The 14,284-nt window shown below is 73.9% G+C and carries 10 protein-coding genes and 1 pseudogene; 1 reads left to right on the top strand and 10 read right to left on the bottom strand.

Features of this window, described 5'->3' with window-relative positions; translation table 11 throughout:
• Nucleotides 1-5: 5 nt before the first annotated feature.
• The 9 genes and pseudogenes from C1N81_RS11735 to C1N81_RS11695 form a co-directional block, all read right to left on the bottom strand.
• Nucleotides 6-1,094: a saccharopine dehydrogenase family protein gene (locus tag C1N81_RS11735; RefSeq protein WP_394428728.1), complete on the bottom strand. Its 1,089-nt coding sequence runs from the start codon at nucleotides 1,092-1,094 to the stop codon at nucleotides 6-8.
• On the bottom strand, nucleotides 1,087-2,511 hold the full coding sequence (locus C1N81_RS11730; RefSeq protein WP_394428727.1) for a flavin monoamine oxidase family protein: 1,425 nt from the start codon (nucleotides 2,509-2,511) through the stop codon (nucleotides 1,087-1,089). Before C1N81_RS11730 ends, C1N81_RS11735 begins: the two co-directional genes overlap by 8 nt.
• Nucleotides 2,492-3,943 carry an NAD(P)/FAD-dependent oxidoreductase gene (locus C1N81_RS11725; RefSeq protein ID WP_394428726.1) on the bottom strand — a complete coding sequence of 484 codons (1,452 nt, stop codon included), beginning with the start codon at nucleotides 3,941-3,943 and terminating at the stop codon, nucleotides 2,492-2,494. Before C1N81_RS11725 ends, C1N81_RS11730 begins: the two co-directional genes overlap by 20 nt.
• A 4-nt stretch (nucleotides 3,944-3,947) precedes the next feature.
• Nucleotides 3,948-5,549: an aldehyde dehydrogenase family protein gene (locus C1N81_RS11720; RefSeq protein ID WP_394428725.1), complete on the bottom strand. Its 1,602-nt coding sequence runs from the start codon at nucleotides 5,547-5,549 to the stop codon at nucleotides 3,948-3,950.
• Nucleotides 5,546-6,916, bottom strand: a complete 1,371-nt coding sequence (locus tag C1N81_RS11715) for a TrpB-like pyridoxal phosphate-dependent enzyme (protein WP_394428724.1) — start codon at nucleotides 6,914-6,916, stop codon at nucleotides 5,546-5,548. Before C1N81_RS11715 ends, C1N81_RS11720 begins: the two co-directional genes overlap by 4 nt.
• Before the next feature lie 81 nt (nucleotides 6,917-6,997).
• Nucleotides 6,998-8,608 (bottom strand): MFS transporter, encoded by a 1,611-nt coding sequence (locus tag C1N81_RS11710; RefSeq protein ID WP_394428723.1) that lies wholly within the window; start codon nucleotides 8,606-8,608, stop codon nucleotides 6,998-7,000.
• A gap of 63 nt (nucleotides 8,609-8,671) precedes the next feature.
• Nucleotides 8,672-10,141, bottom strand: coding sequence for a nitrosuccinate lyase (gene pcaB, locus C1N81_RS11705; protein ID WP_394428722.1), 1,470 nt, complete (start codon nucleotides 10,139-10,141; stop codon nucleotides 8,672-8,674).
• Nucleotides 10,142-10,539: 398 nt separating this feature from the next.
• Nucleotides 10,540-12,555, bottom strand: a pseudogene (locus C1N81_RS11700) (FAD/NAD(P)-binding protein); the annotation flags it as partial.
• Nucleotides 12,555-12,737 (bottom strand): hypothetical protein, encoded by a 183-nt coding sequence (locus C1N81_RS11695; protein ID WP_394428721.1) that lies wholly within the window; start codon nucleotides 12,735-12,737, stop codon nucleotides 12,555-12,557. The pseudogene C1N81_RS11700 and the gene C1N81_RS11695, both read right to left, overlap by 1 nt.
• A 244-nt stretch (nucleotides 12,738-12,981) precedes the next feature.
• On the opposite strand from C1N81_RS11695, the gene C1N81_RS11690 reads away from it, so the two are divergent.
• Nucleotides 12,982-13,521 (top strand): SRPBCC family protein, encoded by a 540-nt coding sequence (locus C1N81_RS11690; protein WP_394428720.1) that lies wholly within the window; start codon nucleotides 12,982-12,984, stop codon nucleotides 13,519-13,521.
• On the opposite strand, the gene C1N81_RS11685 is transcribed toward C1N81_RS11690, so the two are convergent.
• The gene (locus tag C1N81_RS11685; protein ID WP_394428719.1) at nucleotides 13,474-14,010 is read right to left on the bottom strand and encodes an RNA polymerase sigma factor; all 537 of its coding nucleotides are present in this window, start codon (nucleotides 14,008-14,010) and stop codon (nucleotides 13,474-13,476) included. The genes C1N81_RS11690 and C1N81_RS11685 overlap by 48 nt on opposite strands.
• Nucleotides 14,011-14,284: the final 274 nt, after the last annotated feature.

Genomic DNA, 14,284 nt, shown 5'->3' with positions numbered 1-14,284 from the left:
CGGGGTCAGGGTGCGTGGGTGAAGCCGGTCGTGCGGACCTGGACGAGGGCCTGGCGCAGCAGGTCGAAGTCGGCCTTGGGGTGCGCCGACTGCTCCGGGTAGGAGACGCCGGGCGGCAGAGCGGCGCCGAGGACCCGCTCGGCGGCCAGGGCCGCGCCCACGGCGCTGAGATGCGCCTGGCCGCGCGGGTCGAGGAGGTCGACGGCGACGCCGCGCCCCGAGCCGCGCGCGGTGACCGTGAGCCCGGCGAAGTCCCCGGCGCCCGGCCGCTCCAGGAGCGCGGAGCGGACGCCGTGCAGGGCGGGCCGGGCGAGGGCGCGCAGCGTCCCGGACCGTTTCAGGGCGACCAGGGCGCGCAGCGACGCGGGGCTCTGCAACGCGAGCCGCGTCTGGACCGTCGGCACGCCGAGCGTGACCGGCAGCGTCGTCTGCTCCAGGGTGCCGATCAGCGCGGCGGGCCGTACGGCGCCGTCCGCGCACCGCGCCGGGCGCGGGTCCGTCATGGGCTGCGCGGGGACCCGGCGGCCGTCGCGCATCGGGTGGAAGGGCCAGGCGAGCCGCTCGGCGAAGCCCCAGGAGTCGGGGCCCACCCGGTCGTCCGACGAGGCGAGCACGGTGAGGTCCACCCGGTCGGCGGCGCCCCCGAGTTCCCCCACCGTCGCGGCGGCCATGAGCGCGGCGAGCCCGCCGAACCAGCTGCCCGCGAGGAGCACGGCCGCCGTGGGCCGTGCGCGGGCCGCGCCCACGCACACGTCCAGGACGTCGGCGTGCCCGGCCCGGTGGATGTCCGCGACCGGGACGCCGCGCCGCATCGCGTCGGCGACGAGGTGCCCCCACCCGTCGCTGACGACCCCGAGCACCGCGGCGGGCCGCTCGTCCAGCGCGCCGAGCGGCGCGGGCCGCCCGACGTCGACGGCGACGGCCCGCGCCCCGATCGACCGGGCGAACTCCGCGGCCCGCTCCGGGTGGCGGCCGCCGATGAGCAACCGCAGCCCCGGATCACGCTGCCGCAGCAGCCGCGCCGCTTGCGCGCCGACGAGCCCGTAGCCGCCGACGACGAGGAGGGCGCCCGGGGGCGTGGCACGGTCAGCCACGGCCCACCATCCCCAGGATCGCCACCCGCGGGTCCCGGTCGCCCACCGCGCGGGCGAAGACCTCCCGCGCCGCCCGGACGCCCGAGTCGACCGCGCCGCCCATCGAGCCCATCTGGTGGACGCCCGTCTCGGTGCCCGCCCAGTGGATGCGGCCGATGGGGGCGCGCAGGGCGGGGCCGTACGACGTGTAGACGCCGGGCGGGGCGAAGCCGTGGTAGCAGCCCCGGGTGAACTCCTCGTCGAGCCAATTCTGTTCGACGAAGTCGGCGGGGCGGGCGGCGCGCGGGCCCAGGGCGCGGGCCAGGGCGCCGAGGACGGCCGTACGGCGTTCCGGTGCGGCGAGGCGCGTCAGGCGGCGCGCCGCCGAGCCCGTGACGAACGCGGAGAGCACGCCCGGCCTCCCGTCGGGCGGCGACGTGTCCAGGGCCACCCGGAACGGGCCGTCGCTCGTGGTCACCTGCCCGCTGAACCCGTCGGCGCGCCAGAACGGCTCGTCGTAGACCGCCAGGCACTTGAGCGCGGCCCCGGCGGGCATCCGCTGGGTGAGCTGGTCGCGGTAGCCGGGCAGGGCGGGCGCGTATTCGATACGGCCCGTGAGGGTCAGCGGGACGGCGACGATCACCCAGCGGGCCCGAACCGTGAAGCCGGCCCCCGAGACCGTCACCGAGTCGGCGCGCTGCTCGATCCGGCGGACGACCGCGCCGAGCCGGATCTCGTCCGTCAGGCCCTGCGCGAGCTTCTCCGGGATGCTGTGCGCGCCGCCCTCGAAGCGGTAGCGCTGGATACCGCGGCTGATCTCCAGGAGGTAGCGGAACCCGCCCGAGGCGTTGGCGTAGTACAGGACGTGCAGCATCGACAGGTCGGCGGGCGATGCGCAGTACGCCGCCTCCGTCACCATCGCCAGGAACTCCCGGGCCGTCGGCGTCGCCACATTGCGGCGGCACCAGGACCAGAACGTCTGGCTGTCCAGCTCCTTCGCGTGCGGCGCCTGCCACGGCGCCTCCGGCGGGACGGTCCGCGCGAGCCGCTCGACGCGCAGCACGGCCTGCCCGAAGTCGGCGAGCGTGGTCGGCGCGAGCTTCCACGGGAACAGGCCGGAGTACGCGTGGCGGCGGCCGCCCACGAAGCTGAGGCGGCGCCCCTCGTCGTACGTCCGGAAGCCGCGCACCCCCAGCGAGCGGCCGGTCTCCGCGATCAGCGTGCTCTTGTCGCCGAAGTACTCGCCGCCGAGGTCGGCCGTCTTCCCGTCGCCCAGGTCGAGACCCTTGAGCCGGCCGCCGACCCGGTCACGGGCCTCCAGGACGCGTACGGTCCACCCCGCCGACGTCAGTTCGCGGGCGGCGGTCAGTCCGGCGAGACCGGCCCCGACGACGACGATGTCGGCCTCCGCCCGGGGCTCATCCGTTATGTGCCGCATCCGCGGTCTCCCTCCGGTCCTCATGGGTGGTGCGTGGGGTACGGGCGGCCGGCGGGGCCGTCAGGTCGGACGTGGCGAACGCCGGGCGGCGGTTGATCCACCGGCGGCGCGGCTCCCGGGCGAGGAGCCCGAGCGTCTCCTTGAGCAGCGGCCCGCGCGGCTGCGCGCCGGACAGGAAGCGGCGCGCGGTCGCCAGGCCCATGTCGCGCAGCGGGAACACGTCGTAGTAGTCCGAGCGGTGCGCGTAGAGGTCGAAGAACCGGTCGAGCCGCCCGCGTTCGTCGAGCCGCCGCAGCGCCTCGGGGACGGCGCCGGGCAGCGGCCCCGCCTCGCCGAGGATCGTCGCGAGCCAGTAGTGGCCCTCGAAGCGGCGGTCGCGCCACACGCCCCAGCGGCGCATCGCCTCGTCGGCGCCGCCCCGGGCCGTACCGTCGAGGGCGCCGACGATCGCCGGGACGAGCGCCTCGACCTGGAGGAACGCGTCGCCGATGCCGCGCCCGGCCGCCGGGTCCTTGAAGTGCCCCGCGTCGCCGACGAGGACCCAGCCCGGCCCGGAGGCCTGGCGGAGGTAGCCGTCGAACTTGACGATGCCGGAGATCTTCTGCGCGATCCGGGCCCCGTCGAGCGCGGCCGCGGTGGGCTCGCACGCCCGCAGATGGGCCCAGAGCCCGGCCTCGGTCTCGCCGCGGAAGTACTCCCGTTCGTGCTCCTCGGGCGAGACGCCGCACAGGTACAGGCCGTTGTCGGCGGGGCCGGCCCACACCATGCGGTCGCCCCAGCGGTGGAAGACGAACAGGTCGTCGTAGGCGGGGTCGGCGTTCTCGAAGAAGGTGAAGTAGTAGGAGCGCTGGTTGGGGTTGACGTTGTACTTGTGCGAGCCGCACGCGTAGGCGACGGTCGAGGCGCGGCCGTCCGCGCCGACGACCAGCGGCGCGTGCAGCCGTGTCGTGACGCCCTTGCGTTCGGCGCGCACCCCGCACACCCGCCCCCGGTGCCACAGGATTTCGACGACCCGGGTGCCCATCCGCAGGTCCGCGCCGGACGCGGCGGCCTCGTCGGCGAGGATCGCGTCGAGGAGGTGGCGCTGGAGGAACGCGGCGCCGCCGAGGTCGTCGAAGGCCAGCGGGAAGCGGGTGCGGACCCGGAAGTCGCCGAGCCGGGTGTCGGTGTGCTTCATGAACCGCACCCCGGTCCGCTCGACCGGCCCGAGCACGCCGAGCCGGTCGAGGAACTTCAGCCCGTCCGCCTCGAGGAGGTGCGAGGAGAGGGTGGGCCGGGGAAAGGTCGCCTGCTCCAGCACGGCCACCTTCAGCCCGGCGCGCGCGAGCAGCGTGGCGAGCGGCGAGCCGGCGCAGCGGGCGCCCACGATGATGACGTCGAAGCGTTCGACGGCCGTGGGGCCGCCCGTGGTGGTCGAGCCGTTGACGGCCATGGAGTCAGCCCTGTGCCCTTTCTCCCGCGGCGAGGACCCGCGGGTCAAGCGGCCTCGGATCACCGTCGCCCCACGAGATGCCTTGCAGGTGGGAGGTGCGAAGCCCGGCGTAGTTCAGTTCGCCGTAGGGGCCGCCGGTGCGGCCGGTGCCGCCGTGCGTGGACAGCACCGAGTTGAAGCCGATGTGCGAGTCGTTGATCTTCAGCGTCCCGCCGTTGGTGGCGCTCTCGGCGAAGTGCCGGGCCAGGTCGGGGTCGCCGGTCCACATCGAGTTGCGCAGCCCGTAGAGGTTGTCGTTCACGAAGTCGACGACCCGCTCGAAGAGCTGCTCGTCCGGCGCGGCCTCGGGCACGACCAGGGGCAGGAGCGGGAAGAACGTCTCCTCCCGGACGATCGAGAGGCCGCCCGCCCGCTCCAGGCCGTCGACGCGGACCACGGTCGGCTCGCAGAACATGCCGCGCGTCGACGGTTCGCCGTCCACGTCCACCCGGTTGCCGCCGCACAGCACCGCGCCGCCGGCCTCGCGGGCCTCGGCGATGAAGTCGAAGAACTTGTCGACCTTCAGGACGGGGCTGAGCAGCGTCTCCGGGTCCTCGGGATAGCCGGGCCGCAGCGTGCGGACGCGTTTGAGGAAGATCTCGGTGAACTCCTCGGCGATCTCCGGGTGCAGGACCGCGTACTTGGGGACCATGCAGATCTGGCTGGAGCCGTAGAAGCACTCCTCCAGGGCGCGGGCGGCGGCGTCGAGGTCGGCGTCGCGCCAGACGACGAAGCCGTCGTTGCCCGCGAGTTCGAGGATCGCCTTCTTGCCGTGGGACAGGCACTCCTCGCCGAGTTTGAGCCCCGCCTCGCTGTCGCCGAAGAACAGGATGTCGTCGACGAGCGGGCTGGTGACCCAGGAGCGCAGGATGCCGCCCGCGTTGCCGCAGACCACGTTGAGGGTGCCGGGCGGGGCGCCGTGCCGCTCCAGGATCGGGGCGAGCACGTCACGGAAGACGAACATCACGCCGAGCGGCGACGAACGCGGCGCCTTCACGACGACCGCGTTGCCGACGAGCAGCGCGAACACGGCCATCGTCGAGTTCGAACCGGCCGCGTTCTGCGGCGGGTTGACACAGACGACACCGTCCGGCTTGCGGACGAGTTCGAGCTGTTTGCCCTCCACCTCGAAGGACTGCCGCAGCTGGCTCTCGTACCAGCGGATCGTCGCCTCGTCGGTGCCCCGCAGCATCCCGCTGACCTCCCACTGGGCGAGGCGGCGCGGGTGGCCCTCGGCGATCAGGAGGTCGATCAGCTCGTCGGCGCGGGCGGTCAGGGCCTCGTTGAACTCCAGCATGATCCGGCTGCGGGTCTCCTGCGGGAGCAGCCGGTAGGCGCGGCTCGCCCGGCGGGCCGCCTCCAGGGCGCGGTCGCTGTCGGCGACGGTGCCGACGGCGCAGCGCGCGACGACGTCGTCGGTGACTTCCGTGGTGCGGCCCAGCTCCAGGCCCCGCTTGAGGTTGAAGGCGCTGTCGACGTCGCGAAGGAGCGCGGAGGCGCGCACGACGTACGTCCAGCGCTGCCCCTCCACGTCCTTGCCGTCGATGTACTGGGTGTAGGAGATCATGACGCCCGCCCCTGCAGTACGGGGGCGAGGCTCGGGGCGGAGAAGTCCTCCTCCTCGACGTCGCGCAGCAGGCCCGCGTTGTACCGGCCGTACGCCTCCAGGTCGAGCAGGCCGTGGCCGCTGTAGTTGAAGACGATGGTGGCCTCGCGCCCCGTGCGCCGGCACTCCAGGGCCTTGTCGATGACCGCGCGGATCGCGTGCGCGCTCTCGGGCGCGGGCAGATAGCCCTGGAGCCGCGCGAAGGTCGTCGCGGCGTCGAACACCTGCGTCTGCGGATAGGCGGCTGCCTCAAGGAGGCCCTCGTGGCGCATGAGTCCGACCAGGGGTGCGCAGCCGTGGTAGCGCAGGCCGCCCGCGTGGATGGGCGGCGGCACGAAGTCGTGGCCGAGCGTGTACGTGTAGACGCCGGGCCCGCGACCGCCCGCGTCGGCCCAGTCGAGGCGGTACTCGCCGTGCGTGAGCGGCGCGCACGCCTCGGGCTCGGCGGCGAGGATCTCGATGTCCGCGCCGTTCAGCTTGTCCTCCAGGAACGGCATCGCGAAGCCGCCCAGGTTGGAGCCGCAGCCCACGGACGCGATCAGGTAGTCGGGGCTGCGGCCGATCAGGGCGAGCTGCTCGCGCAGCTCCTGGCCGATGACGGTGTGGTGCAGCAGGCAGTGGTTGGAGAAGGCGCCGACGGCGAGCCGGGTGCCCGGGTCCGCGTCGACGAGTTCCAGCGCCTCGCTGACGGCGGTGGCCTCGCTGCCCGGGTGGTTCGGGTCCTCGGCGAGCAGCTTGCGGCCGAAGGCCGTGGTGTCGCCGGGGCTGGGCAGGACCGTGGCGCCGTAGGTCTCGATCAGGTGGCGGCGGTAGGGCTTCTGGTGGTAGCTGGCCCGCACCATGAAGACGGTCAGGTCGATGCCCATCAACTGGCAGGCGAGCGCGAGGGCGCTGCCCCACTGGCCCGCGCCGGTGTCGGTGACGAGCCGGGTGTGACCGTCCCGCTTGGCGTAATAGGCCTGTGCGATGGCCGAGTTGAGCTTGTGGCTGCCGGTCGGCGAGGTCGCCTCGTACTTGAACCAGATCTGCGCCGGGGTGTCCAGCTCCCGCTCCAGGGCGACGGCGCGCACCAGCGGGGTGGGGCGCCACAGCTTGTACGCGTCGCGCACCGGCTCGGGGATCTTGATCCAGCGTTCGAGGGAGCTCTCCTGCGCGGCCATCGCCTTGACGAAGAGCCGCTCGAGCCACTCCTGCGTCACCGGCTTCCCGGTGGCGTTGTCGATGTAGCGGTCCGGAATCCGGGGCAGATCCGGAATCACGTTGTACCAGCGGGTCGGGATGCGGTCGATCGGCAGGTCGACGCGCTCGGATATGCCCTGGTGCTTCATGCGGGGTTCCCCCAGAGAACGTGGTGCACGTGGATGGACGGTCTGGTGCTGATGGAGCGTCAGGAAATGCCTGATGGAGCGTCAGGAAAGGCTGTGGGTGCCGGTGCTGCCGCGCTCGTCCGCGGCGGCGTCCTCGTCGGGCAGGTCGGGCGGTACGCCGGTGAGGGCGCTCTCGTGCAGGTCCTTCTGGCGCAGGAAGCCGAACGCGATGACCGCGGCGGCGAAGGCGAGGGCCGCGCACAGGGTCATGGCCTGGTGGAACCCCTCGGTGAACGCCGCGCGCCCGTCCACCAGGACCTGGTCGCGCAGGGCCGGGCCCGCCGAGCGCGCGGCGGGTTCGATGGCGCCCGCGCTGATCGCCGACGCGACCTCGTGGCTCTTGTCGCCGATGCTCGCGGCGGCGTCGGAGCGGGCGAAGGTGTCGGCCACCCGGTTCTCGAAGAACGCCCCGGCGACCGCGATCCCGAGCGCGACCCCGACCTGCTGGAACGTCTCGTTGATCCCGGACGCCACCCCCGCCTTCGCGGGTTCGGCGACCCCGATGGCGAGCGCCGCCCTCGTCGGCTGGAAGAGGCCGAACGCCGCGCCGGTCACGAGCAGGCTGGGCAGCAGCGCCGTCCACGAGTCGCCGGGGCCGCTGCGGTGGGTGAGCAGCAGCGCGCCGGCGAGGGCCAGTTGTGAGACGCCCATGATGATCCGGAAGGGCACCTTGTTCGTCAGCGCGCCGGTCACCGCGCCGAAGACGAACATGCCGAGGGACAGCGGCAGGAACCGCAGACCCGCTTCCCAGGCCGAGTTGCCGAGGACGCTTTGCAGGTACGAGGTCTCGATGAAGATCGCCGGGAGTCCGGCGGCGTTGGCGAGGAAGGTCACCGCGCACAGCGCGACGAAGGTCCGGTTGCGGAACATCCGCAGGTCCATCATCGCGTTCTCGCCGCGGGCCCGCGCCAGGACCAGGAAGACGACCAGGCCGACGGCCGCGACGGCGTACAGCGCGATGTTGCTCCCCGAGAACCAGCCGTCGGTGTTGCCCCGCACGATCGCCAGGACGAGCGCGGCGAGCGCGACGGTGAACACGGCCATCCCCGCGAAGTCCGGGGCGGCGCTGTGTGCCAGCCGCGACTCGCGCAGCCGCCGCACGGCGACCAGCAGGGTGGCGATGCCGACCGGCACGTTCAGGAAGAAGATCCAGCGCCAGCCGGGCCCGCTGGTCAGGGCGCCGCCGATGAGCGGCCCCGTGGCGGCGGCGATACCGACCGCGGCGCCGAAGACGCTGAACGCGGCGGCCCGCTCCTTGCCGTGGAACTCGTGCCCGAGCAGCGCGGGCCCCACCGCGAACATGATCGCCGCGCCGACGCCCTGCACACCCCTGCTGATGTTGAGCACCTCGATGGAGCCCGCGAGACCGCAGGCCAGCGAGGCGACGGTGAAGACGACGAGGCCGACGACGAACACGACCTTGCGGCCCCGCCGGTCGGCGATCGAGCCGGAGATGACGAGGAAGGCGGCGAGGGTCAGCGCGTAGGCGTCGAACACCCACTGCATCTCGCTGAAACTCGCGTGCAGATCACCGCGGATACCGGGGAGCGCCACGGCGACGACGCTCAGGTCGAGCATGAGCATGAACGTGCCGACGGACACGACTGCGAGGGTCCACCAGCGCAGTGCGCCCGGTGGGCGGAGCATGGTCATGCTTCCTCCAGAAAGAGGGTTCACGGATAGAGAGCGGAAAGGGCGCCGGCATACTCCTCGCGATCACGCCCCTTCTCGTGTCGGGGGCCGGATCCGTCCGGCCGCGCGGTGGCGGGCGAGGACCAGATCGACCAACTCGCCTGCCGCGCCCGTGTAGTCGGCCGGATCGCACCAGGCCCGCAACTGCCGTGCGTCGTGGCGGCCGGCGAGTTCGGGGGCCTCGGCGAGGACGTCCGCGAGGTGCCGGCCCTCCCCGGCCGCCCGCGCGGACGCCCGGGAGACCAGACCCTTCGCGGCGCTGCGGCCCAGCGCGGGCGACAGCAGTGCGGCGAGCCGCTCGGACACCACCAGGCCGTGGGTGAGGTCGAGGTTGGCGTACATCCGCCCGGGGTGGACCACAAGCCCCTCGGCGAGTTCCGCGGCCGTGTGCGCGGCGCCGCCGACAAGGCGCAGACACGCCCGCAACGGCTCCCACTCGGCGTGCCAGGCGCCCGCGGGCCGCTCGTCGTCGACGACCGCCGCCTGGGCGAGCCCCGCCACGAGCCCCGGCACCTGGAAGCTGGCGGAGCGGATCAGGGCGGCCAGCGCAGGGTTCCGCTTGTGCGGCATGGCGGACGAGGCGCCCCGCCCCGCCGCACCCGGCTCGGAGACCTCCGCGCACTCGGTACGGGACAGGAGCTGGACGTCGGCCGCGAAGGTACCGAGCCCGGCGGCCGTGAGGGAGAGCGCGGCGGCGAGGTCGGCGAGCGGCGTACGGACGGTGTGCCAGGGGACGCCGGAGTCATCGAGGCCCAGCTCATCGGCGAAGGCGGCGGACAGACTCCGGGCGTAGTCGCCGACCGCCGCCTCGTCCGGCCCGTACAGACGGGCGTACGTGACATACCCGGCCAACGTGCCCGCCGCGCCGCCGAGTTGCACCGGCAGACCTCCCGCGCGGACCCGGCCGAGCCGCTCCCGGGCGTCCAGGACGGCGTGCAGCCAGCCCGCCGCCTTCAGCCCGAACGTGGTCGGCACCGCGTGCTGCCCCAGCGTCCTGGCGGCCATCGGGGTCGCGCGGTGGACCTCCGCAAGGCGGGCCAGGGCGGCCGCCACCCGGTCCAGATCGCCCAGGACGAGATCGGCGGTCCGCGCGCCGACCAGCATCAGGGCGGTGTCGAGCACGTCCTGGCTGGTCGAACCCTGATGCACGTAATGCGCGGCCTCCGGGTCGGCGCGCCCTACGGCCTCGGCGACCATGCCCACCAGGGCGACGACCGGGTTGGCCGCCGCGCGGGCCCGCAGCGCCACCTCCCGCAGGTCGAAGCGTTCGGCCCGCGCGGTGTCGGTGATCAGCGCGGCCGCAGGCGCGGGCACGGTGCCGAGCCGCGCCTGCGCCCGCGCCAGCCCCGCCTCCGCGTCGAGCATGGCCTGAAGGAACGCGACGTCGGAGGTCGCACCCTCGGCCGGGGTACCGGCCCGCACGGGGGAGAAGAGCCCGGCGTCCGTCAGCTCCACCGGTGGGAGGGCGCGGGCAGGCGGAACGAACTCGCTCATGAGGTGTTCCTCTCGGGGGCGGGGGCGGCTGACGCCGGGCTGGGCGGGGGCGAGGTGGCCAGGGCCGAGATGGTGGACGCCGCCGTGCCGGGCACCGGGGTGGCCGACGCCGACGCCGACGACGTGCCCGGCGTGGGTGTGGTCGGTGCGGCCGTGTCGGGCGCCGAGCTGGTGGGCGCTGAGGTGGTTGCTGCCGCAGTACCGGGCGTCGAGGTGGCCGACGTAGACGAGACCGGCGCCGCGGTGCCCGGCGCCGTGGTGCCCGGTGCCGACGTGGCCGGTGCCGACGTGGCCGGTGCCGACGGGGGCGACCCCGTAGCACCCGGCGCTGCCATGCCCGTTGCCGCGGTGCCCGGCGCCGACGTGGGTGACCCCGCCGCGCCCCGCGCCGACGTGCCCGGCGCCGCCGTATCCGGCCCCGCAGAGGTGGACCCCAGAGCCAGAGCGGCCAGCGCTATCGCGTCGGAGTCGCCCAGGGTTACCGAGTTCACGCCCGGGCGGATGCCGGCGGCCGTCACCCAGTGCACCGACTCGGTGGGGACGCCGTAGGCGAAGCGGCGCGGGTGGGGCGTGCCGGCGGCGGTGATCACGCGGTAGGGGCGGCCGGTCACCGCGAGGCCGCCGGTCTCGTAGTCCCCGTGTTCGGCGTCGCGGATCACGTACGGCCTGCACTGGCCGGTCGCCAGGAGATGGCGGAGCAGGGGGTCCGCGGTGCGCCGCAGGTCGGGCTCGGGGAGCCGGGCCTCCACGAGGCCGGTCGCCGCGACCCGGTGCCCCGGCACGTCGGCGGACTCGGCGACGAAGACCCCCTCCCGCTCGTCGGCGCGCACGGTCATACCCGGGCCGATCAGATGCAGCACCCCGGCCTCGACGAGCGCGATCATCTCCTCGACGCGTTGCGGCGGCGGCCCGATGGACAGGAACGCGTTGAGCGGGGTGTACCAGCGCCGCAGGTCGTCGCGGTGCGAGCGGCCCGCGAGACCGCCGTGGTCGACGACGAGCCGGATCTCGTTGCGCAGGTCGCGCAGTACGTCGAGGGCCGCCTTCAGCGGGCTGTCCACGTTCCCGGCCGCCGCCTCGGCGAGGTCGCGGCGGAGCGTGCGCAGCAGCCAGGCCCGGTGGGCGACCGGGGTGGGGAAGCCCTCCTCCCCGTAAGGGCGTTGGACGCGCTGCCAGTCCCACCGCTCGCTCTCGGCGATCCCGAACTCGGCGAGCAGCGCGGCCTCCTGGGGCGAACGCCAGGGCGTGCTCAGGGTGCGTGCGGTGAACCGGCGGGCGGCCCGCGCGCTCCCGCCGCGGGTGAGCAGGGCCACGTAATAGACCGTCTCGACCTCCTTGGCGATCAGCGGCCACAGGTCGCGCGTGAAGTCGAGGCCGCGCCGGTCCGCGGCGCGCCGCAGCTCGGCCAGTTTCGCGGGGGTCAGCAGGAGGGGGCGGTGCCGGCCGTGCGCGCCCTTCTGGTTGTGGCCGCGCGCGTGGTACGGGACGCCGCGCCGGGACCCCGCGTACAGGACGGGCTCCTGGCCGGAGGGCCGGTAGCCGAGGCGGCCGGTGGCGGCGTCCCGCTCGAAGACACCGCCGCGGCCGACGGTGAACAGCGCCACGTGGTCGAAGAAGTTGAGGCCGAGCCCCCGCAGCAGGACGGGGGAGCGGGGGAGTATCGCCCGCAGATCGAGGTCGGCCGGGTTGGCGGGCGGCAGGTAGACGAGGCCGTGCCGCGCGGCGAACCCCGCGAACCGGCTCTGCGCCGGGTCGGCGCGCAACGGCAGATGCCCCTGGGCGAGGACGACCGCGTCGAGGTCACCGATCCGGGTGCCGTCGGCGAGGGTGACGCTCTGCAGCCCGCCGGGACCGTCCTGGAGCCGGACGGCGCGCCGCCGGTGGACGACGACCCGCACGCCGGGCGGCGCGCCCCGCACCACACGCCGGAACACCCACTCCAGGTAGTGGCCGTAGAAGGCGCGGGTCGGATACGAGTCCGGGGTCAGCGCCCGCGCCTGCGCCCGTACGTCCTCGTCGACGGGGCCCGCGTACGCCGGGGACGCCAGGTGCCGGGCCCACTCGTACAGACTCGGGCCGGGCGCGATCTCCCCGGCCATTTCCACGCTCTGGTCCGTGAACAGGGTGACCTGCGAGGCGACCGTGTTCATCAGCAGGTGGCGGGACTGTCCGGTGCGCCAGACGCGGCCGGGCCCCGGCCGGTCCGGATCGACGACGTGCACGGTCACGGCGACCCCGGCGGCATGTGTACGGGCGTCGGCGCACAGCCGCTCGAGGACGCTGAGGCCGCGCGGCCCGGCCCCGACGACGCAGACCCGGAGCCGTCGCCCGCCCGTGTCCGGATCCGCGGCGTCCTCGGCGGGGACCGGCGCCCCGGCCCCGTCGGCGGCGGAGTGGAACGCGCCGGTGCCCATCAGTTCGGCACTGGCGGCGCACCGGCCGCGGCGACGGCCTGCCCTCCCGTGCCGTCCTCGGCATCGGTGACCGCGGCGACCGTCTCGACGGCGCGGAGCCCGAGGTGCTGTGCCAACCGGGCGCGGATCGCCTCACCGAGCGCGGCGGCGGCGTCCGCGTCGGGTTTCGTCTCCCAGCTCACGACGACGCACTCCTTTCCGGTAATCAAAGGCCGACAGGGAATAAGAGCCGCCGCGGCGCGTGCACACTCCACCGCGGCCGGGGAAAATTTCGGAATTCTGATCGGCGCGGAGTGCGGCATGAAGTGAATGCGCGTGAAGCATGGGGCGGCAGCGTTCGGAATTACCGGAAGTTTTTTGCCTGGGCTTGACCGCTCACCATGAGGGTGCGAATCTCGTGCACACGACACAGAGGGGGACGGAATCATGACGGGTGCCGCGCGTGACGGCTGGCCGACAGCCGATCTCGACCCGCTGCGAAGACTGCGGGTACTGGCGTCGGCCGCCGCCCGTCCCGCCTACGCCGAGCGTCACTTCGACGTCCCCTTCGACACCCTGTGGTCGGTCGTCTCAGACCTGGAGCGCGAACTCCCGCACCTGCTGCCGGAGGTGCGCTCCTTCACGCTCACCTCCGCGCCCGGGGGCGGCGACGGCGGGCGTCTCACGGGGGAGGCGGCCGGCGCCCTCGGCCGCCGCGAGCGCTTCGAGGTGGTGCTGCGCCCGGGGTGGTGCCTGCTGCAGAGCAAGGCGCTGGTGAGCGGAGTGGCCGCCGTGCCGGACGGGACCGGCTGCACGGTCGCCGTCTTCACCAGCCCCCGTGTCCCGGGCGCGGAACCGGCCGGAGAGTTGGGCGGCCCCGCGGCCGAACGGTGCGCGAGCCGGCTCCTCGACCGGCTCGCGCGACGCCTCGCGGCCCGGTCAGTCCCAGGCGGTCCGGAAGGACTGCCGTGCCCGGAACAGCCGTGACCGCACGGTCCCGACCGGTATCCCCAGCACCTCGGCGACCTCCAGCTCGCTGAGCCCCTCCACGTGCCGCAGCGTCAGCACCACGCGGTGCTCCGGCGCGAGCCGCCCCAGGGCGTCGGCGATGTCGGAGGCGAGGAGCGTGTCCCCGGGGAGCGCCCGGTCCTCGAACTCCACCGGCACGGTCGGCCGCCCCTGGCGGCGCTTGGCGAACTTCACCGCCTCCCGCGCCGCGATCACCCGCACCCAGCCGAACAGCGCGGCGGGGGACTTGAGCTGCCGGATGCTGCAGAAGACGGCGATGAGCGCCTCCTGCGCCGCGTCCGGCCCGTCCTGCAGCGCGACGGGGCCGCAGATGCGGCCCACGTACGGTTCGAGCACGCCGAGCAGCTCGTCCATCGCCAGGAGGTCGCCGCGCTGCGCGCCCTCCACCAGACCGGCCAGGACCTCCGGGTCCCGGTCCGTCGCGTACACCCTCTCCGCTTCCGTCACAGCGCCTCCGTGGCCCTCATGTGGGGATGCACGAATGGGCTGCGCGCAACTGAAGAAAAATCCGTGTCCGCGAAATCCGATGCCGCATGTTCCACATGATCTGCGTTGTCCGCTTGTGCAAGATCTGCGTTTGTGTCGAATTCGCGGGTCCCGCCATCGTGAGGAGACCTTCGCTCCACGATATCGACCCCCGTCGATGCCCCCGTTGACGGCGAATACCTCTCGATACACGCCGCAACGAACCCTATCAGCAGGGTGAAGATTCCCGAGGCAA

It is taken from the genome of Streptomyces sp. SGAir0957 (assembly GCF_043523415.1).
This window is presented reverse-complemented; position numbering and strand designations above follow the sequence as displayed.

Coding starts and splice junctions, on each gene's coding strand:
- C1N81_RS11730 (WP_394428727.1), bottom strand. CDS start 2,511: ATGCGGCACATAACGGATGAGCCCCGGGCGGAGGCCGACATCGTCGTC.
- C1N81_RS11725 (WP_394428726.1), bottom strand. CDS start 3,943: ATGGCCGTCAACGGCTCGACCACCACGGGCGGCCCCACGGCCGTCGAA.
- C1N81_RS11720 (WP_394428725.1), bottom strand. CDS start 5,549: ATGATCTCCTACACCCAGTACATCGACGGCAAGGACGTGGAGGGGCAG.
- C1N81_RS11715 (WP_394428724.1), bottom strand. CDS start 6,916: ATGAAGCACCAGGGCATATCCGAGCGCGTCGACCTGCCGATCGACCGC.
- C1N81_RS11710 (WP_394428723.1), bottom strand. CDS start 8,608: ATGACCATGCTCCGCCCACCGGGCGCACTGCGCTGGTGGACCCTCGCA.
- pcaB (WP_394428722.1), bottom strand. CDS start 10,141: ATGAGCGAGTTCGTTCCGCCTGCCCGCGCCCTCCCACCGGTGGAGCTG.
- C1N81_RS11690 (WP_394428720.1), top strand. CDS start 12,982: ATGACGGGTGCCGCGCGTGACGGCTGGCCGACAGCCGATCTCGACCCG.